At 73.0% G+C, this 18,819-nt stretch carries 14 protein-coding genes and 2 pseudogenes; 6 read left to right on the forward strand and 10 right to left on the reverse strand.

Features of this window, described 5'->3' with window-relative positions; genetic code table 11:
- Positions 1–370 (forward strand): annotated as a pseudogene (locus GA0115242_RS33350) (hypothetical protein); the annotation flags it as partial.
- A 96-nt stretch (positions 371–466) separates the two neighbouring features.
- Positions 467–1,661, forward strand: a pseudogene (locus GA0115242_RS33355) (lactonase family protein).
- Here GA0115242_RS33355 and GA0115242_RS33360 read toward each other — a convergent pair.
- Positions 1,629–2,354, reverse strand: a complete 726-nt coding sequence (locus GA0115242_RS33360; RefSeq protein ID WP_093835221.1) for a DUF2470 domain-containing protein — start codon at positions 2,352–2,354, stop codon at positions 1,629–1,631. The pseudogene GA0115242_RS33355 and the gene GA0115242_RS33360 overlap by 33 nt on opposite strands.
- Positions 2,355–2,452: 98 nt before the next feature.
- Positions 2,453–3,061, reverse strand: a complete 609-nt coding sequence (locus GA0115242_RS33365; RefSeq protein WP_093835223.1) for a TetR/AcrR family transcriptional regulator — start codon at positions 3,059–3,061, stop codon at positions 2,453–2,455.
- Between the two features lie 132 nt (positions 3,062–3,193).
- On the opposite strand from GA0115242_RS33365, the gene GA0115242_RS33370 reads away from it, so the two are divergent.
- Positions 3,194–4,645 (forward strand): cytochrome P450, encoded by a 1,452-nt coding sequence (locus GA0115242_RS33370; RefSeq protein ID WP_093835225.1) that lies wholly within the window; start codon positions 3,194–3,196, stop codon positions 4,643–4,645.
- Between the two features lie 96 nt (positions 4,646–4,741).
- Here the strand turns inward: GA0115242_RS33370 and GA0115242_RS33375 are convergent, their stop codons facing one another.
- The 8 genes from GA0115242_RS33375 to GA0115242_RS33410 all read right to left on the reverse strand — a co-directional run bounded on the left by GA0115242_RS33375 (position 4,742) and on the right by GA0115242_RS33410 (position 13,813).
- Complete coding sequence (locus GA0115242_RS33375) at positions 4,742–6,043, reverse strand: alpha/beta fold hydrolase (protein ID WP_093835227.1); 1,302 nt, start codon at positions 6,041–6,043, stop codon at positions 4,742–4,744.
- A 100-nt stretch (positions 6,044–6,143) separates the two neighbouring features.
- The gene (locus GA0115242_RS33380; protein WP_093835228.1) at positions 6,144–7,169 is read right to left on the reverse strand and encodes a LacI family DNA-binding transcriptional regulator; all 1,026 of its coding nucleotides are present in this window, start codon (positions 7,167–7,169) and stop codon (positions 6,144–6,146) included.
- 82 nt (positions 7,170–7,251) lie between these two features.
- Positions 7,252–8,664 (reverse strand): BNR repeat-containing protein, encoded by a 1,413-nt coding sequence (locus tag GA0115242_RS33385; protein ID WP_093835230.1) that lies wholly within the window; start codon positions 8,662–8,664, stop codon positions 7,252–7,254.
- 78 nt (positions 8,665–8,742) lie between these two features.
- On the reverse strand, positions 8,743–9,063 hold the full coding sequence (locus GA0115242_RS33390) for an L-rhamnose mutarotase (protein ID WP_093835274.1): 321 nt from the start codon (positions 9,061–9,063) through the stop codon (positions 8,743–8,745).
- 17 nt (positions 9,064–9,080) lie between these two features.
- Positions 9,081–10,160 (reverse strand): rhamnose ABC transporter substrate-binding protein, encoded by a 1,080-nt coding sequence (rhaS, locus tag GA0115242_RS33395; RefSeq protein ID WP_093835232.1) that lies wholly within the window; start codon positions 10,158–10,160, stop codon positions 9,081–9,083.
- A 30-nt stretch (positions 10,161–10,190) separates the two neighbouring features.
- The gene (locus tag GA0115242_RS33400) at positions 10,191–11,183 is read right to left on the reverse strand and encodes an ABC transporter permease (RefSeq protein ID WP_093835234.1); all 993 of its coding nucleotides are present in this window, start codon (positions 11,181–11,183) and stop codon (positions 10,191–10,193) included.
- Positions 11,176–12,270 (reverse strand): ABC transporter permease, encoded by a 1,095-nt coding sequence (locus GA0115242_RS33405; RefSeq protein ID WP_237549458.1) that lies wholly within the window; start codon positions 12,268–12,270, stop codon positions 11,176–11,178. The genes GA0115242_RS33400 and GA0115242_RS33405 overlap by 8 nt, the downstream gene beginning before the upstream one ends.
- 25 nt (positions 12,271–12,295) lie before the next feature.
- Complete coding sequence (locus GA0115242_RS33410; RefSeq protein WP_093835236.1) at positions 12,296–13,813, reverse strand: sugar ABC transporter ATP-binding protein; 1,518 nt, start codon at positions 13,811–13,813, stop codon at positions 12,296–12,298.
- A gap of 260 nt (positions 13,814–14,073) precedes the next feature.
- Here GA0115242_RS33410 and rhaI point away from each other — a divergent pair, with 260 nt between their 5' ends.
- The 3 genes from rhaI (at position 14,074) to GA0115242_RS33425 (ending at position 18,780) form a co-directional block, all read left to right on the forward strand.
- Positions 14,074–15,234, forward strand: coding sequence for an L-rhamnose isomerase (gene rhaI / locus GA0115242_RS33415; protein ID WP_093835238.1), 1,161 nt, complete (start codon positions 14,074–14,076; stop codon positions 15,232–15,234).
- A 61-nt stretch (positions 15,235–15,295) separates the two neighbouring features.
- A complete protein-coding gene (locus GA0115242_RS33420) occupies positions 15,296–17,335 on the forward strand; it encodes a bifunctional aldolase/short-chain dehydrogenase (protein ID WP_093835240.1) in 2,040 nt (679 codons plus the stop codon).
- Positions 17,332–18,780, forward strand: a complete 1,449-nt coding sequence (locus tag GA0115242_RS33425) for a rhamnulokinase (RefSeq protein ID WP_093835242.1) — start codon at positions 17,332–17,334, stop codon at positions 18,778–18,780. The genes GA0115242_RS33420 and GA0115242_RS33425 overlap by 4 nt, the downstream gene beginning before the upstream one ends.
- The last annotated feature ends 39 nt before the right edge of the window (positions 18,781–18,819 follow it).

The following is an 18,819-nucleotide window of genomic DNA, read 5'->3' on the forward strand; positions in this document are numbered from 1 at the left end:
CCTCGGGGTGGGCGGTTCGATGCGGCAGGAGGTCTACCTGGACGACCGTCCGGCGGACGACTGGTCACGGGAGCCCGGCGGACGGGTCTTCGTGCACCTGGTGACGCCCCCGGAGTGGCGCCGGATCACCGGCGAGGCGCCCCCGCCGTCACCGGTGGACCGGGCGGCGTACACCGCGGCGGGACTGCCCTGGTTCGACCACTACGACGACGGCGCCGAGGACCTCGCCCCGGCGGAGTCCCTGGCGGCGGTGGAGCCGGTCGGTGACTGGCTGGGCGACGACCACGAGCCCTGGAAGCCCCCCACCGACCAGCAGGTGAAGCACCTCACCCGGCCGCGGGGCGAGCCGGTGGAGGACGGCGACTGGTGACGGGGCGCGCGGCGCCGGGCGCCGGTTGCGTTCCGAGGGGGCCTCGGGCCAAGGTGGCGGTGGCAGAGGTCGGCGATCATCCGGGGTGCGGACGACATGAGCGGTGCGGCAGCGGGCTTGAGCAGGCGGCGGTTCGTGGCCGCCCTCGCCGGGACGGCCGCGCTGCCCGCCTGCTCGCGGGCCGGCGACCCGGCCGGGGCGAGCGTCGCCCACCGGGACGCCAGCCCGGGGACGCCGGCCTCACCGGCGCCCTCCGCGACCGGGCCGCGCCCCGCTCTACCTGGGGACCTACACCTCCGCCGAGGGCGGCGGCAAGGGCATCGGGATCGCCTCCTACGACCCGGTCTCGGGGCGGATCAGCGGCACCGGGACCCTCACCGGGGTGCCCGACCCTTCGTACCTGGCGGTGGGTCCCGGCGGGCGGACGCTGTACGCGGTGGACGAGCGGGAGGCGGGCGCGGTGACCGCCGTGCGGCTCGCCGACCGCGCCGTGCTCGGAAGCCGGGCCACCGGCGGTTCGGCGCCCTGCCATCTGTCGGTGCACCCGAGCGGCCGGTGGCTGCTGAGCGCGGACTACGGCTCCGGCACCGTCGCGGTGCACCGGATCGAGGCGTCGGGTGCGCCGGGCGAGCGCACCGCCCTGCTCACGCACGAAAGCCCCGCCCCGGGGCCAGGTCAACAGGGCCCGCACGCCCACCAGTTCACGACCAGCCCGGACGGCGGTCACGTCCTCGCCGTCGACCTGGGCACCGACACCGTCTACAGCTACCGTCTCGACCAGGAGACCGGCCGTCTCACCGAGGCGGCGCGGGCCGCGGCGCGGCCGGGTGCGGGACCGCGCCATCTGACGTTCCATCCGAACGGCCGCCACGCCTACCTGGCCAACGAGCTGGACGACACCGTGACGGTCTGCGGCTACGCGCCCGGCACCGGGCGGCTGACCATCGGCGCGCCGCAGCCGACCGGTTCGGGGACGGGGACCAACTACCCGGCGCAGCTCCTGGTGACGGCGGACGGGGCGTACGCGTTCCTGGCCAACCGCGGCCACAACAGTCTCGCCCGGTACGCGGTGGAGGCCGACGGCGCGCGGTTGCGGCTGCTCGGCACGGTCCCTGTGGGCGGGGACTTCCCCCGGCAGATCGCCTTCTCGCCGGACGGCGGGCTGCTGTTCGCGGCGAACCAGCGGTCCGGCACCGTCAGCGTCTTCCACGTCGACGCGGCCGACGGCGGCTTGGAGCTGGCGGGCGAGCCGTTCGCGTCACCCGTCGCGGTCTGTGCGCTGCCGCTGTAGGGCGCGCGGGCAGGAGGCCGCGCTCGCCTGGGTGAGCAGGACGTGCATGCGCTCGGTGAGCCGGGCGACGTCGTCGGCGGGCGCGTGGAACGGCAGCCGTACGTCGCCGTGGCCGCTGGTGCGCTCGATCCGCAGGGTCAGTCCGTGCCGGTCGACGGCGAGGGGCTGGACGCGGACGGTGCCGTGCAGACTCTCGCGGTCGACGAGCCGGGTGAGCCGCTCGACGGCGTCGCCGTGGCAGTCGGCGAGGTGGGTGAGCAGCCGGGCCTCGGCGGTGGCCAGCGGGTCGGGCCGGGCGGCGGCGAACTCGTCGAGGTCGATGACGACGGCGCCGGTCGGCGGGCGCAGCACCACGCGGGTCGGGTGGAAGGCGAGGCGGTTCTCCTCGGGCGAGAAGTACCCGGCGAGCCAGAGTCTGGCCCTGATCCGGCTGCGGACCGGGACGGGCGCGACGTCGGCGAACTCCAGCACGGCGGACGGCTCGCCGCGGGGCGCGCAGATCGCCGCCGTCAGCAGGGCGCTGTCCTCGGGCACCTCCAGCACGACCCGGCCGTCGTCCGCCACGGTGTGCGCGCCGACGAACTCCTCCCGTCCGCCGTCCGCCGTCACCGCGCAGGACCACGAGGCGGCGAGCACCGAGCGGGCCCGTTCCGCCGCCGTCGGCGCGGCCGTCCAGCTGTCGCTGTCGCCCATCCTGGAACCTCCTCATTAGGTAAGCCTTGCCTAACCTACCGAAGATCGGGGTGTACGCCAACCACGGGCGGGTGAAGTCGGCGCGCGAACCACGCGTTTCAGGACGCGATGACCCCCAGCAGCGCCCGCGCGCACAGATCGCGGACCTGCTCCCGGGAGAGTCCTGGACCGCGCAGCCACTCCAGGCAGACGGCGGTGGTGAAGGCCAGCCAGCCCCGGACCGCGAGCGCCGCGTCGGGGCGCCCCCTGACCGCGCTCCCGAACTCCGGGTCGGCCGCGAGCGCGGCGAGGATCTGCCGCTCCTGCGCGGCCAGGGCCCGCTGGTAGACCTTGCGGACGGCCTGGTCACCGGCCGCGTCCGCGCGGTGGAAGGCACGGAAGCCGTGGGCGTGCGCCTGGACGTACTCCAGGTAGGTGTCGAGCCCGGCGGCGAGCTGGTCGCGGGCGGGCACCCCGGGCACCGCCTCGGTCATCCGCAGCATCCGCTCGCTCTCGCGCTCCACGACGGCCGCGAAGAAGTCCCGCTTGGTCGGGAAGTAGTGGTACAGCAGGCCGCGCGAGACACCGGCGATCTCCGCCACCTGCTCGATCCACACCTCGTCGTACGGGCTGTCGGAGAACAACCGCGCCCCGACTGCGAGGAGTTGCTCACGGCGCTCCTGCGTGCTGAGTCTTCGGCGGGTGCGCTCGCCCTGGTTCGCGACCATCTCCGCACTGTACTCAACGCCCTTGACGCGCAGCCTGCTTGACGCCGGTTCGGCAGCCGGATCAGACTGGTCGCGCTATTGAATCGACGTACAACACGCGCAACTCGCCGCCGGATCGAGGGAGATCGCGTCATGGCGCAGACGACGACGGCCACCGGACTGCCCAAGGGGTTCCGCGACGCCGACCAGGGCTGGCCCGAGCTCCACCGCATCCCGCACCCGCCGCACCGGCTGCCCTTCCTCGGCGACGTGATCGGGGCGAGCAGGCGCACCCCGCTCCAGGACTCGCTCCGCCACGCGCCCGCCCTCGGCCCGGTCTTCCGGCGCAAGGCGTTCGGCAAGGAGTTCGTGTTCGTGTGGGGCGCCCGCCAGGTGGCCGACCTCGCGGACGAGACCCGGTTCGCCAAGCACGTCGGGCTCGGGGTGGCCAATCTGCGCCCGGTGGCCGGGGACGGGCTGTTCACGGCGTACAACGAGGAGCCCAACTGGCAACTGGCGCACGACGTGCTGGCGCCCGGCTTCAGCCGGGAGGCGATGGCCGGCTACCACCCGATGATGCTGGCGGTGGCCGGGCGGCTGACCGACCACTGGGACGGCGCGCTCGCCGCGGGCCGCCCGGTGGACGTGCCGGGGGACATGACCAAGCTCACCCTGGAGACCATCGCGCGCACCGGCTTCGGCCACGACTTCGGCTCCTTCGAACGCGACCGCCCGCACCCCTTCGTGACCGCGATGGTCGGCACCCTCGGGTACGCGCAGCGCCTCAACACCGTCCCGGCCCCGCTCGCCCGCCATCTGCTGCGGGGCGCGGCGCGCCGCAACGCGGCCGACATCGCCCGCCTCGACGCCACCGTCGACGAACTGGTCGCGGAACGCCGGGCGTCGGGCGGCGGCGAGGGCGACCTCCTGGACCGGATGCTGGCGACAGCGCACCCCAGGACCGGCGAGCGGCTCTCCGCCCTCAACGTCAGGCGCCAGGTGATCACCTTCCTGGTCGCGGGGCACGAGACGACGTCCGGCGCGCTCTCCTTCGCCCTGCACTACCTCTCCCGCCACCCGGAGATCGCCGCGCGGGCCGCCGCCGAGGTGGACGCGGTGTGGGGGGACGCGGCGCGGCCCGGGTACGACCAGGTCGCCAAGTTGCGCCATGTGCGCCGGATCCTCGACGAGTCGCTGCGGCTGTGGCCGACGGCGCCCGCCTACGCCAGGGAGGCGACCGTGGACACCGTGCTGGCCGGGGAGCACCCGATGCGCCGGGGCGCGTGGACGCTGGTGCTGACCGCGATGCTGCACCGGGACCCGGAGGTCTGGGGCGCCGACGCCGAATGCTTCGACCCGGACCGCTTCGAACCGGCGGCGGTGCGGACCCGGGCCCCGCACACCTTCAAGCCGTTCGGCACCGGCGCACGGGCCTGCATCGGACGGCAGTTCGCCCTGCACGAGGCGACGCTGGTCCTCGGCCTGCTGCTGCGCCGCTACCGCCTGGTCCCCGACCCGGCCTACCGCCTGCGGGTCACGGAACGCCTGACCCTGATGCCGGAGGCTCTGCGCCTGCACCTGGAGCGCAGGCCGACGGGCCGGTAGAGGAAGCCGGTCGAAGAGACCGCCCGGCGCGCCCGCGGGGATACCCCCGGCCCGGCCCTGACGTCCGGGCCGGGGGTCGGTCGGTCCGGCCCGCCGCTACGCCTCGTCGCGGGTGAGGGCCAGGAGGCGGTCGAGGACCCGCGGGCCGCCCGCCCGGACGCCGTCGTGTTCGAACTCGTCGGTGACCCAGGTGCGCAGGCCGCGGATCGCGCGGGCGGTGTCCAGGGAGTGGGCGGTGTCGACGTACATGTCGTCGTGGTAGACGGCGGCGGCGACCGGGACCTCGTTCTCGGCGAGGCGGGCGCGGTCGTACAGCGGCGTCCAGTCCGCGCGGGCGGCGAGCAGGTCGGCGGTCTCGCGCAGCGGACGCAGCGCGGGGTCGCAGTCGAACCGCCAGGGGTGGATCGTTTCTCCGGTGAAGTTCACCGGCCCCTCACCCGCCAGCGCCTTCGCCGCGTCGAACTGGGGGAACTCGGCGCGGACCCGCTCGGCCGACCAGTCGGTGGGGCGCTCGTCCTGGCCGTAGATCGCCTCGTGGATCAGGGCGTAGAGGGGGTGCCCGGCGAAGGAGAGCTGGGCCTGGACCTCCTCCTGGAAGGCGTCGGAGAGCGCCGGGCCCGCCGGGGTGCGCACGAACGCGTCCTCCAGCAGGAAGTGCAGCCGGTGGCTGCCGTCGCCGCGGCCGAGGAGGATGCCGAGGGACTGGAACGCCTCGGCGGTCAGCAGGTAGCCGTTGGGCAGGGTCACCTCGTGGCTGAGCAGGTGCTCGGCGATGCGGCGGGCGCGGGCGACGTCCTGCGGGTAGCGCCGGTAGTGCGCGGCGACCTTGCGCTCGATGCGCGGGTAGGCGGCCCGGTAGACGTCGTCGGCGTGCGCGTCGAGGGAGGGCAGCCCGCCGGTGATGAGGGCGGCGGTGAGACCCTCGGGGGCGAGGGAGAGGTAGGAGACGGTGCAGAAGCCGCCGAAGCTCTGGCCGAGGACGGTCCAGGTGGCGCCGCCGGTGACCAGCGGGCGGATCGTCTCGCAGTCCCGGACGATCGCGTCGCCGCGGAAGTGGGTGAGGTACTCGGCCTGCGCCGCCGGGCCGCCGCGCAGCGGGAGCGTCTGCCGGTTGGCGGGGGTGGAGCGGCCGGTGCCGCGCTGGTCGAGCAGGAGCACGCGGTACTCGTCCAGGGCCCGGTCGAGCCAGGCGGGACGGCCGACGGAACGGTCCGCCCCGAAGCCGGGGCCGCCCTGCAGGTAGACCAGCCAGGGCAGGTCGCGGTCCGCGTCCTTGCTCGCGACGACCTCGCGGGCGTACAGCTCGATCGTCTCCCCGGTGGGGTCGGCGTGGTCGAGGGGCACGGTGAAGGTGCGGTCGGTGAGGACGACGCCGGGCTGGCGGTACGAGGCGCTCAACAGGACTCCAGACACGGACGGACTACGGGCCGCCATCCAGTTCAGCACACGTCCTGCGGTGACCGACCCCCGGGATCATGAAATCTTACGGAACCGGGGATCAGCGGGCCGCGAGACTGGACCTGCGCACCACCAGCTCGGGCTGGAGCACGACCCGCCGGTGGTCGTGACCGCGCGGTCCGCCGTCGGCCTCGGTCTCCTCCAGGAGCAGTTCGGCGGCGAGGGCGCCCATGGTGACGGCGGGCTGGCGGACCGAGGTGAGCGGGACGGCCGCGGCGGCGGCGAACTCGATGTCGTCGTAGCCGACGATCGCGAGGTCGTCGGGGACCCGGACCCCGGCCGCGTACATGGCCTGCAGGACGCCGAGGGCGAGCAGGTCGTTGGCGCAGAAGACGGCGGTGGGCCGGTCGGCGAGGCCGAGCAGCCGGGCGCCCGCGTCCCGCCCCGCGGCGACGTCCAGCCGTTCGGTGGGCAGCTCGCGCAGGCAGCCGGGTCCGAGGCCCGCCTCGGCGAGCGCGCCCAGGGCGCCGGTGCGCCGGTCGGTGACCTGGTTGAGGCCGGGCGGGCCGCTGACATAGGCGAGCGAGCGGTGGCCCGCGTCCACGAGGTGGCGCACCGCGAGGGCGCCGCCCGCCACGTCGTCGACCGAGACGGAGCACTCGGTGGTGCCCTCGGCGACCCGGTCGACCAGGACGAAGGGGATGTTGTGCCGCCGGAAGGCCGCGATGTTGCGGCCGGTCGCGTCGGCGGGCGTCAACAGCACGCCCCGCACCCGCTGTTCGGCGAAGAGCGCGAGGTACTCGGCCTCCTCGCTCGCGCTCTGCGCGCTGTTGCAGACCATCACGCCGAGACCGGCGTCGCGCGCGGCGCGCTCGGCGCCGCGCGCCACGTCGACGAAGAACGGGTTGCCCATGTCGAGGACGAGCAGCCCCATGATCCGGCTGCGCCCGGCGCGGAGCTGGCGCGCGGACTCGCTGCGCACGTAGCCGAGCCGGTCGATGGCGGAGAGCACACGGGCCCGGGTCTCGGTGGCGACGGAGTCCGGACGGTTGATGACGTTCGAGACCGTGCCCACGGAGACTCCGGCGGCGCGGGCGACGTCCTTGATACCCACCGACTGAGCCATCAGGCAGGGACCTCCAGGGTGACGCGGGACGGTGGGTGGAAGAAGCTCACATTACCGCCGTCCTCGCACGTGCCGGGCCCGGTCACGCGGGCAGCGCGAAGTCGGCGACGCGCAGCGCCGAGGGGGTCGTACCGGTGGACTTCTCCTGGTAGAGGAACGACAGCGTGTTGTCCCCGCGCACCCGCCACTCGTCGACGACGACCTCGCCGAAGGCGTTCAGTCCGCCGCCGTCGTACAGCAGCGTCCAGTCGGTGTACCCGGAGGCGCGGGAGGCCCCGGCGATCCGGCCGTAGGGCAGGACGGCGTAGGCGTTGTCGTAGCGGTCGAGGACCAGGCGGGTGCGCTGGCTGGAGTCGAGCGGGACCGGGATCTCGGTCTTCTGCCAGCTCCCGGCGGCGTTCTTGCGCACGTGGAAGGCGCGTCCGTGCGCGGTGCGGTCGGCGACGTACCCGGTGGTGCACTGGCCGAAGCGGCCGGGCACGTAGCTGATGATCGCGTGCGGCCGGCCGGCCGAGTCGGTGGCCTGGCTCTCCTGGTTCATCAGGGAGTGGTCGGGGTCGAGCGGGTCGACGACGAGACCGGGGTCGCCGATGCCGACGGTGTCCGTGGTTCCCGTGGCGCCGACGAGGGTGCCCGCGTCGTTGCGCCAGGTGCGGCCCCGGTCGGTGGAGTGGACGTAGCCGGTGTCGTGGTTGGTGATGCCACCGCCGTCGCACATGACCGCGCCGTTCTGCTCGCGCCAGGTGAAGAAGGCGTGCAGGCGTCCCGAGGCGTCGTAGTCGATGCCGTGCAGGTACATGTTGCGGGCGGTGCTGGAGCCGTGGGCGCTGGTGTAGGTGCCCGTCGAGCTGGACCACTCCCCCAGCGCCCGCCAGGTCGAACCGTCGTACTCGGCCAGGGCGTTGCGGCCGTTGCCCGAGACCCCGGCGCGGTAGCTGAGCTGGAGGCGGCCCTCGGGGGTGGCGACGAACTGCGGGTAGGTGAACTGGGAGGTGAGGGCGAGCCCGTCCAGGGTGGTCTGGACGGCGCCGAAGGCCGACGCGCTCCACCCGGTGGAGGCCGGGGAGTCGAGGAGACCGGCCACGGACTTCAGGTAGAAGAAGCCGTCGCTGTGCGAGTCCATGTTCAGGTGGAGGCGCCCGTCGGTCTTCGAGACGCCCATCGAGACGACGTTGTGGGAGTCGTCGCTCTTGAGGCGGTGCGGCAGGGTGACGGCCGACCAGGTGGTGGCGCCGAGGGCGCGGCGGCCGACGACCGCGTCGCGGGTGGCGGTGTACCAGGCCGCGTACTGGTACCCCTTGTACGTCAACAGGCCGTTCTTCTGGAACGAGTTGTTGTTGACCAGCCCGTCGTAGGAGACGAAGTAGATCGCCCGCGCGTCGAGCAGGGTGGTGCCCCGGGCGGTCACGGAGGGGCCGGGTTCGGCCGCCCGCGCGACGCCGGGGGCGGCGACGGCCGCCAGCACGGCGGTCGCGAGTACGGTACGTCTCCTCATGGTGCGGCTCCTGGTGGGTGGGGGGACACGGCCCCGACGGGCCGCGCCCGGCGCGGTGTCACACCGTCCGTGGGACGGTCAGGCGAGGTGGAAGACCTCGGTGAGGGGAGTCATCGCCTCGTCGGGACGGGCGCCGTCCAGCGTCTCGAAGAACGGCGCCATCTCGGCCTGCCAGCGGGCGTTGACGCCGGTGGCCTCCATGCCCGCCCTGGCCGCGCGGAAGTCCTCGGTCTCCAGGTAGCCGACGAGCAGGCCGTCCTCGCGCAGGAAGAGCGAGTAGTTGTGCCAGCCGGTGGCCGAGAGCGCCGCGCGCATCTCGGGCCACACGGTGGCGTGCCGCTCGCGGTACTCGTCGAGGCGGTCCGCCCTGACCTTCAGCAGGAAGCACACGCGCTGCATGAACACCCCTCGCCGGATCAGAAGTTGAACTGGTCGATGTTCTTGGCGTCGAACACGGTCGGCTTGCCGAGGTTGATCACGCCGTCCTTGCCGATGGTGTACTCGGTGTCGCCGGCCTTGAAGGTCTCGCCCTCCTTGCCGGTGATCTGCCCGGAGGCGAGGGCGACGGCGGTGCGGGCGGCGAGGTCGCCCAGGCGCGCCGGGTCCCACAGCTCGAACGCGTCGACGGTGCCGTTCTTGACGTACTTGCGCATGTCGTTGGGGGTGCCGAGACCGGTCAGCTTGACCTTGCCCTTGTACTTGGAGCCGGACAGGTACTGGGCCGCGGCCTTGATGCCGACGGTGGTCGGGGAGATGATCCCCTTCAGCTTCGGGTACTCCTGGAGCAGGCCCTGGGTCTGCTGGAAGGACGCCTGCGCGTCGTCGTTGCCGTACGCGACCTTGACCAGCTTGATGTCCTTGTACTTCGGGTCCTTGAGTTCGTCCTTCATGAACTCGATCCAGGTGTTCTGGTTGGTGGCGGTCTGCGCGGCCGACAGGATCGCGATCTCGCCCTTGTAGCCGATCTGTTCGGCGAGCAGCTGCACCTCGGTGCGGCCCAGGTCCTCGGCGCTGGCCTGCGAGACGAAGGCGTTGCGGCAGTCGGTCTTGGTGTCCGAGTCATAGGTGACGATCTTGATGTCGTTCTTCATCGCCTGCTTGAGCGCGGTGCACAGCGCGCCCGGGTCCTGCGCGGAGACGGCGATCGCGTCGACCTGCTGCTGGGTGAGGGTGTTGACGTAACTGACCTGTCCCGAGGTGTCGGTGGCGCTGGAGGGGCCCACCTCCTTGTACTTCTCGCCCAGTTCGGCGAGGGCCTTCTCGCCGCCCTTGTCGGCGGAGGTGAAGTACGGGTTGTTGACCTGCTTGGGCAGGAAGCCGACCGTCAGGCCCTTCTTCAGCGCGGCGCCCGGGTCCGCCTTCCCGGCGCTCGCTGCGGCGGAGCTGTCGTCCTTGACGTCGTTCTTCGTGGTGCCGCCGCAGGCGGTGACGGCGAGCGCGAGGGAGGTGGCGGCGGCGAGGGCCGCACCGGCACGGCGGAGGGATGACTTGCGCATCGTGGAGTTCCTTTACGGGGGTGGGCTGGCTTACGGCGTCGGTGTCGGGTCGGCGGCTCTGCGGCCCGCCCGCGCGACGGAGATCTGGCGTGCGACCCGGGGGCCGAGCACGGAGACGACGAGCAGGACGCCGGTGACGACGATCTGCGACTGGGCGGAGACGTTGAGCAGGCTCATGACGTTCTGGAGCGCGCCCAGCAGGAACACCCCGGCGATCGCGCCGCCGAGCGTGCCCCTGCCGCCGTCGAAGTCGATGCCGCCCAGCAGCACGGCGGCGACGACGGAGAGTTCGAGTCCGGTGGCGTTGTCGTAGCGGGCGCTGGCGTAGTGCAGGGCCCAGAACACGCCGGTGAGGGAGGCCATCAGGCCGGTGAGGACGAACAGGACGAGCTTCTGGCGCCTGACCCGGATCCCGGCGAACCGGGCGGCCTCCTCGCTGGCGCCGATCGCGAACAGCGACCGGCCGAACGGGGTGGCGTGCAGGGCGACGACGGCGACGGCGAGCAGCACCAGGAAAGGCAGGAACGCCTGCGGCAGGAAGGTGTCGCCGATCCGTCCGGCCGCGAAGTCCAGGTACTGGGTGGGGAAGTCGGTGACCGCGTCGGAGCCGAGCACGATCTGCGCGATGCCCCGGTAGGCGGCCAGGGTGCCGATGGTGACGGCCAGCGAGGGCAGTCCGAGACGGGTGACGAGCAGGCCGTTGACCAGCCCGCAGCAGACGCCGAGCAGCAGGCAGAGCGGGACGATGGTCTCGATCGCCATGCCCTCGTTCCACAGCCTGCCCATCACCGCGCCGGAGAGACCGGCCGTGGAGGCGACGGACAGGTCGATCTCCCCGGAGACCACGAGCAGCGTCATAGGCAGCGCGATCAGGGCGATCGGCAGCGTGTTGCCGAGCAGGAACGACAGGTTGAGGGCGTTGCCGAAGCCGTCGACGCATCCGAACGAGAGCAGCAGCAGGACGATCAGGAGGGCGCCGACGACGGTGTCCCAGCGGACGGCGCGCGACAAGGACTCAGGCATTGCGGGAGCTCCCCTTCTCCGGGGCGGGCCGCCGGGCGCCGTCGCCGGCCGGCCTCTTCGCCGTGGACTTCTTCAGCGCGGTCGCCACCCGCAGGGCCACGATCCGGTCGACCGCGATGGCGAGCAGCAGCAGCACGCCGTTGATGGCGAGGACCCACACCGAGCTGACGCCGAGGGCGGGCAGCACGCTGTTGATGCTGGTGAGCAGGAGGGCGCCGAGGGCGGCGCCGTAGACGCTGCCCGAGCCGCCGGTGAAGACCACGCCGCCGACCACGACCGCGCTGACGACGGTGAGTTCGTAGCCGTTGCCGGTGCCGGAGTCGACGTTGCCGAACCGGGCGAGGTACAGCGCGCCGGCCAGACCGGCGAGCGCCCCGCAGAAGGTGTAGGCGGTCAGGATGCGCTTGCGGACCGGGATGCCGGCCAGCCGGGCGGCCTCGGGGTTGGAGCCGAGGGCGTAGGACTCGCGTCCCGAGCCGAAGTGCTTGAGGTAGTAGGCGGTCGCGACCAGGACGGCGAGCGCGATGAGCGCGAGCCACGGCACGGCCGAGACGCCGCCCGAGCCGAAGTCGACGAATCCGCCGGGGAGGTCGGCGGCGGTGATCTGCCGGGAGCCGACCCAGATGGAGTCGACGCCGCGGATGATGTAGAGCGTGCCGAGGGTGACGACCAGCGCGGGCACCTGGCCGAGGCTGACGAGCAGCCCGTTGAGCAGCCCGCAGCCGACGCCGAGCAGGACCGCGAGGACGATCGCGACGACGGGGTTCCCGCCGCCGTGCAGATAGGTCCCGGCGGCGAAGGCGCTGATGCCGAGGGTGGAGCCGACCGAGAGGTCGACGTTGCGGGTGATGACGACCAGTGACTGTCCGGTGGCGACCAGCACCAGGATCGTCGCGTTCAGCAGCAGGTCCTTGATGCCCTGCTCGGAAAGGAACTCGCTGTTGCCCGCCTGGGTGACGGCGATCATCACCAGGAAGACGACCAGGATGGCGAGTTCGCGCATCTTGAAGACGCGGTCCACCAGCCGGGTGCCGCTGGACGGCGGCAGTTCGGCGGCGGGCGCGGACTCGGGTGCGGTCACCGTCATGCGGCGGCCCTCCGTACGGGTTCGGTCATGCGGCGGCCCTCCCGGTCGCCGCGGCCATCACGGTCTCCTCGGTGGCCTCGGCACGGGGGATCTCGGCGGTCAGGCGGCCCTCGTGCATGACGAGTACGCGGTCGGCCATGCCGAGGATCTCGGGCAGGTCGGAGGAGATCATCAGGACGGCGACGCCGTCGGCGGCCAACTGGCTGAGCAGCCGGTGCACTTCGGCCTTGGTGCCGACGTCGATGCCCCGGGTGGGTTCGTCGACGATCAGCACCCCGGGGCCGGTGGCGAGCCACTTGGCGAGGACGACCTTCTGCTGGTTGCCGCCGGAGAGCGTGGAGACGGCGTCGGCGATCCGGGAGTACTTCACCTGGAGCCTGACCGCCCAGTCGAGGGAGCGGCTGCGTTCGGCGCCGCGGTCCATCAGCCCGGCCCGCACGGTGGTGCGCAGTCCGGTGAGGCCGATGTTGCGCTCGATGGACATGCCCATCACCAGGCCCTGGGCCCGGCGGTCCTCGGGGACCAGGGCGAGTCCGGCGGCCATCGCGGTGGAGGGGGCGCCGTTGGTGAGCGCCCTGCCGTCCACCTCGACGCCGCCCGCGTCCCAGCGGTCGATGCCGAAGACGGCGCGCGCGACCTCGGTGCGGCCCGCGCCGACGAGTCCGGCGAGGCCGACGATCTCGCCCCTGCGCACCTCGAAGGAGATGTCGGTGAAGACGCCCTCGCGGGTGAGCCGCTTGACGCTGAGGGCGACCTCGCCCGCCGTGACGTCCTGCTTCGGGTACAGCTCGTCGAGGTCGCGGCCCACCATGCGGCGGACCAGGTCGTCCTCGGTCATGCCGTCGAGGGGCTCGCTGGAGATGAGGCCGCCGTCGCGCAGGGTGGTGACCCGGCGGCAGATCTGGAAGATCTCCTCCAGCCGGTGGGAGATGAACAGGACGGCGGCGCCCTGGTCGCGCAGGGTGCGCACGACGCCGAAGAGGCGGGCGACCTCGCTGCCGGTGAGGGCCGCGGTCGGCTCGTCCATGACGAGGACGCGGGCCTCGAAGGAGAGGGCCTTGGCGATCTCGACGATCTGCTGGTCGGCGATGGACAGGCCGCGGGCGGGCCGGTCCGGGTCGAGGTCGACGCCGAGCCGCCGCATCAGCGCCTCCGTCGCCGCGCGGGTGGCCCTGTGGTCGATCCGGCCGAACGCGCGCCGGGGCTGGCGGCCCATGAAGATGTTCTCGGCGATCGACAGGTCGGGGAAGAGCGTGGGCTCCTGGTAGATGACGGCGATGCCGGCGTCCCTGGCGTCGCCGGGGCCGTGGAAGACGACGGGCTCGCCGTCGAGCAGCACCCGGCCGGCGTCGGGCCGGTGGACACCGGCGAGCGTCTTGATGAGGGTCGACTTGCCCGCGCCGTTCTCCCCGGCGAGCGCGTGCACCTCGCCGGGGAACAGCCGCAGGGAAACGTCCCGCAGGGCGCGCACCGCTCCGAAGGACTTCGAGATGTCCTCCAGCGCGAGCACCGGGGCCGGACCCGTGTCGGACGGGTGGGTCATGAAGGGCTCCTCGACGACGCTCGGACCCTGTCCGCACAGCGTCGTGAAAGGTTTCAACTTGGTTGCCGGGACGTTAGGCGCGTGCGCCAGGTCACGTCAATGGGTCCACCTCGAAAAGTTTTCGACGCGCTGACGAGATCCCAAGGTCACGGTATGAACAAGAGGAGCGCCCTCTGTCGTAGGGGTTGACACCCGATCGACACCCTCTTAGTTTCCGGTGCTGAATCGATTCATACCCGCGCTGCTACAGGAGCCCTGACGTGACCGAACTCGACGCGGTGAAGGCCGCGCTCAAGACCCAGGCCGTAGAGACGCCGTCGTGGGCGTACGGGAACTCGGGCACCCGCTTCAAGGTGTTCGCCCAGCAGGGCGTGCCCCGCGACCCGCGGGAGAAGCTGGCGGACGCCGCCAAGGTCCACGAGTTCACCGGCGCCGCCCCGACCGTCGCCCTGCACATCCCCTGGGACAAGGTCGACGACTACGCCGCGCTGGCGAAGCACGCCGAGGAGCTGGGCCTGAGGCTGGGCACCGTCAACTCCAACACCTTCCAGGACGACGCCTACAAGCTGGGCAGCGTCTGCCACCCGGACGCGGCGGTCCGCCGCAAGGCGCTCGACCACCTGCTGGAGTGCGTCGACATCATGGACGCCACCGGCTCCAAGGACCTCAAGCTCTGGCTCGCGGACGGCACCAACTACCCGGGCCAGGACGACATCCGCGCGCGCCAGGACCGGCTCGCCGAGGGCCTGGCCGCCGTCTACGGCCGGCTCGGCGACGACCAGCGCCTGCTCCTGGAGTACAAGCTGTTCGAGCCCGCGTTCTACTCGACGGACGTCCCGGACTGGGGCACCGCCTACGCGCACTGCCTCAAGCTCGGCGAGAAGGCCCAGGTCGTCGTGGACACCGGCCACCACGCGCCCGGTACCAACATCGAGTTCATCGTCGCCACCCTGCTGCGCGAGAGGAAGCTCGGCGCTTTCGACTTCAACTCGCGCTTCTACGCCGACGACGACCTGATGGCCGGTGCCGCCGACCCCTTCCAGCTCTTCCGCATCATGTACGAGGTCGTGCGCGGCGGCGGGTTCACCCCGGAGATCGCCTTCATGCTCGACCAGTGCCACAACATCGAGGCGAAGATCCCCGCCATCATCCGCTCCGTCATGAACGTCCAGGAGGCGACCGCGAAGGCCCTGCTGGTCGACCGCGACGCCCTGGCGCGGGCGCAGGCCGCGGGCGACGTCCTGGACGCCAACGCCGTCCTCATGGACGCCTACAACACCGACGTGCGCCCCCTGCTCGCCGAGGTGCGCGAGGAGCTGGGGCTCGACCCCGACCCGATGGGCGCCTACCGCAGGTCCGGCTGGCAGGAGCACATCGTCGCCACCCGGGTCGGCGGCACCCAGGCCGGCTGGGGCGCCTGACCTCCCTCCCCCGCTGGCGACCCACCCGCACCGTTCCGTCGACGCAAGGAAGAGACCGACCATGGCACCCCACCCCGAAGCCGCCGCCCTCCTGGCGCGCTCCCACCGGCTCGGCGCAGACCCCCGCAACACCAACTACGCGGGCGGCAACACCTCCGCGAAGGGCACCGGCACCGACCCCGCGACCGGCGACGACGTCGAACTGATGTGGGTGAAGGGGTCGGGCGGCGACCTCGGCACGCTGACCGGGGCCGGGCTCGCCGCGCTGCGCGTCGACCGGCTGCGCGGCCTTCAGGCCGTGTACCCGGGGGTGGAGCGCGAGGACGAGATGGTCGCCGCGTTCGACTACTGCCTGCACGGCAAGGGCGGCGCCGCCCCCTCCATCGACACGGCCATGCACGGTCTGGTGGACGCGGCCCACGTCGACCATCTCCACCCGGACTCGGGGATCGCGCTGGCCTGCGCGGCCGACGGGGAGAAGCTCACGGCCGAGTGCTTCGGCGACACGGTGGTGTGGGTGCCGTGGCGCCGCCCCGGCTTCCAGCTCGGTCTGGACATCGCGGCGGTGCAGAAGGCCAACCCGAGCGCGATCGGCTGCGTCCTGGGCGGCCACGGCATCACCGCCTGGGGCGACACCTCGGAGGAGTGCGAGCGCAACTCGCTGCACATCATCCGCACCGCCGAGGCGTTCCTCGCCGAGCGCGGCAGGCCGGAGCCGTTCGGTCCCGTGCTCGACGGGTACGCGGCGCTCGGCGCGAGCGAGCGGCGGGAGCGGGCGGCGGCGCTGGCACCGTACGTGCGGGCGCTGGCCTCCCAGGACCGGCCGCAGGTCGGGCACTTCACCGACTCCGACGTCGTGCTGGACTTCGTCTCGCGCGCCGAGCACCCGCGGCTCGCCGCCCTGGGCACCTCCTGCCCCGACCACTTCCTGCGCACGAAGGTGCGTCCGCTGGTCCTCGACCTGCCGCCGACCGCGCCGCTCGACGAGACGATCGCCCGGCTCAGGGAGCTGCACACCGCGTACCGCGAGGAGTACGCGGCCTACTACGCGCGGCACGCGCTGCCGGACTCCCCCGCGATGCGCGGCGCCGACCCCGCGGTGGTGCTGGTGCCGGGCGTGGGGATGTTCTCCTTCGGCAAGGACAAGCAGACCGCGCGGGTGGCGGGCGAGTTCTACGTCAACGCGATCAACGTGATGCGCGGCGCGGAGGCGGTGTCCCGGTACGCGCCGATCGAGGAGGCGGAGAAGTTCCGCATCGAGTACTGGGCGCTGGAGGAGGCCAAGCTCCGGCGGATGCCGAGGGCGAAGCCGCTGGCGACCCGGGTGGCGCTGGTGACGGGCGCGGGCAGCGGGATCGGCAGGGCCATCGCGCGGCGGCTGGTCGACGAGGGCGCGTGCGTCGTGATCGCCGACCTGGACGAGGAGAACGCGAGCGCCGTCGCCGCGGAACTCGGCGGCGCCGACAGGGCCGTCGCGGTGACCGTGGACGTCACCTCCGAGGAGCAGATCGCCGCCGCGTTCGCGGCGGCGGCGCTGGCGTTCGGCGGGGTCGACCTGGTCGTCAACAACGCCGGGATCTCCATCTCCAAGCCGCTGCTGGAGACGTCCGCCCGGGACTGGGACCTCCAGCACGACATCATGGCGCGCGGTTCCTTCCTCGTCTCGCGGGAGGCGGCCCGGGTGATGATCGCGCAGGGGCTCGGCGGCGACATCGTCTACATCGCCTCGAAGAACGCCGTGTTCGCCGGTCCCCACAACATCGCGTACTCCGCGACCAAGGCCGACCAGGCGCACCAGGTGCGGCTGCTCGCCGCCGAGCTGGGCGAGCACGGCATCCGGGTCAACGGGGTCAACCCGGACGGTGTGGTGCGGGGCTCGGGGATCTTCGCGGGCGGCTGGGGCGCGCAGCGCGCGGCCGTCTACGGGGTGCCGGAGGAGAAGCTCGGCGAGTTCTACGCGCAGCGGACCCTCCTCAAGCGCGAGGTGCTGCCCGAGCACGTGGCCAACGCCGTCTTCGCCCTGACCGGCGGCGATCTGACGCACACCACGGGGCTGCACGTCCCGGTCGACGCCGGCGTCGCCGCCGCCTTCCTGCGATGAGCGCCCGGGTGCGGTCGTACGCGGCGGTCGACCTCGGCGCGTCCAGCGGGCGCGTCATGGTCGGCCGCGTCGACCCGGACTCCCTTGAGCTGCGAGAGGCCCACCGGTTCCCGAACCGCCCGGTGCGGGTGCCCGAGGGGCTGCGCTGGGACGTGCTCGCGCTGTACGCCGGGGTGCTGGACGGGCTGCGGGCCGCGGGCCCGGTCGACTCGGTCGGCATCGACAGCTGGGCGGTGGACTACGGCCTGCTGGACGCCGACGGGGCGCTCCTCGGCAACCCGGTGCACTACCGCGACGCCCGCACCGAGGGCGTCGCGGAGAAGGTGTGGGCGGCGCTGCCCGCGGCCGAGCTGTACACGGCGACCGGGCTCCAGTACGCGCCCTTCAACACCCTGTACCAGTTGACGGCCGCCGCCGAAACGGCCCAACTCGCGCAGGCGTGGCGGCTGTTGCTGATCCCGGACCTGCTGTCGTACTGGCTCACCGGGGAGCAGGGCACCGAGCTGACCAACGCGTCGACGACCCAGCTGATCGACCCGCGCACCCGCGACTGGGCGCACGGCGTCGCGGACCGGCTGGGCATCGACCTCGGCCTGTTCGCGCCGCTGCGACGGCCGGGCGACGCGGCCGGGTTCCTGACGCCCGGGGCGCTGGAGGCGACCGGCCTGAGCGGTCCGGTGCCGGTGACGGCGGTCGGTTCGCACGACACGGCGTCCGCGGTGGCCGCCGTGCCCGCGACCGGCCCGGGGTTCGCGTACATCTCCACCGGGACCTGGTCGCTCGCCGGTCTCGAACTGACCGCGCCGGTGCTCACCGAGGAGAGCAGGGCCGCCAACTTCACCAACGAGCTGGGGCTCGACGGCACGGTCCGCTACCTGCGCAACATCATGGGCCTGTGGCTGCTCCAGGAGTGCGTGCGGGAGTGGGGCGGGCCCGACCTCGGCGCGCTGCTGCTCGACGCGGCGAAGGTCCCGGCGCTGCGCTCGGTGGTGGACGCGGAGGACGCCGCGTTCCTCGCGCCGGGGCGGATGCCGGAGCGGATCGCGCGGGCGTGCCGTGCGTCCGGGCAGCCGGTGCCCGCGACCCCCGCCGAGATCACCCGCTGCATCCTGGACTCGCTGGCGCTGGCCCACCGGGAGGCCGTGGCGGACGCCGAGCGGCTGGCCGACCGTCCGGTGGACGTGGTGCACATGGTGGGCGGCGGCACCCGCAACGCGCTGCTGTGCCAGCTCACCGCCGACGCCTGCGGGCTGCCGGTGGTGGCGGGCCCGACGGAGGCGTCGGCGCTCGGCAACGTGCTGGCGCAGGCCCGCGCGGACGGTCTGGTCGGCGACCTGGCCGGGATGCGGCGGCTGCTGGTGCGCACCCAGCCGCTGACCCGGTACGAGCCGCGGGGCGACACCGTCCGCTGGCGGGCCGCGCGGGCCCGGCTCGCCGGTGGGTGAACGGCCCGTGCCCCGGCCACCGTCCGCCCCACTGCCCTG

Origin of the sequence: Streptomyces sp. SolWspMP-5a-2 (assembly GCF_900091845.1) — a bacterium.
GTDB lineage: Bacteria > Actinomycetota > Actinomycetes > Streptomycetales > Streptomycetaceae > Streptomyces > Streptomyces doudnae.

Coding starts and splice junctions, on each gene's coding strand:
- GA0115242_RS33370 (WP_093835225.1), top strand. CDS start 3,194: ATGGCGCAGACGACGACGGCCACCGGACTGCCCAAGGGGTTCCGCGAC.
- GA0115242_RS33425 (WP_093835242.1), top strand. CDS start 17,332: ATGAGCGCCCGGGTGCGGTCGTACGCGGCGGTCGACCTCGGCGCGTCC.
- GA0115242_RS33360 (WP_093835221.1), bottom strand. CDS start 2,354: ATGGGCGACAGCGACAGCTGGACGGCCGCGCCGACGGCGGCGGAACGG.
- GA0115242_RS33385 (WP_093835230.1), bottom strand. CDS start 8,664: ATGAGGAGACGTACCGTACTCGCGACCGCCGTGCTGGCGGCCGTCGCC.
- GA0115242_RS33390 (WP_093835274.1), bottom strand. CDS start 9,063: ATGCAGCGCGTGTGCTTCCTGCTGAAGGTCAGGGCGGACCGCCTCGAC.
- GA0115242_RS33380 (WP_093835228.1), bottom strand. CDS start 7,169: ATGGCTCAGTCGGTGGGTATCAAGGACGTCGCCCGCGCCGCCGGAGTC.
- GA0115242_RS33405 (WP_237549458.1), bottom strand. CDS start 12,270: ATGACGGTGACCGCACCCGAGTCCGCGCCCGCCGCCGAACTGCCGCCG.
- GA0115242_RS33420 (WP_093835240.1), top strand. CDS start 15,296: ATGGCACCCCACCCCGAAGCCGCCGCCCTCCTGGCGCGCTCCCACCGG.
- GA0115242_RS33410 (WP_093835236.1), bottom strand. CDS start 13,813: ATGACCCACCCGTCCGACACGGGTCCGGCCCCGGTGCTCGCGCTGGAG.
- GA0115242_RS33400 (WP_093835234.1), bottom strand. CDS start 11,183: ATGCCTGAGTCCTTGTCGCGCGCCGTCCGCTGGGACACCGTCGTCGGC.
- rhaS (WP_093835232.1), bottom strand. CDS start 10,160: ATGCGCAAGTCATCCCTCCGCCGTGCCGGTGCGGCCCTCGCCGCCGCC.
- GA0115242_RS33365 (WP_093835223.1), bottom strand. CDS start 3,061: ATGGTCGCGAACCAGGGCGAGCGCACCCGCCGAAGACTCAGCACGCAG.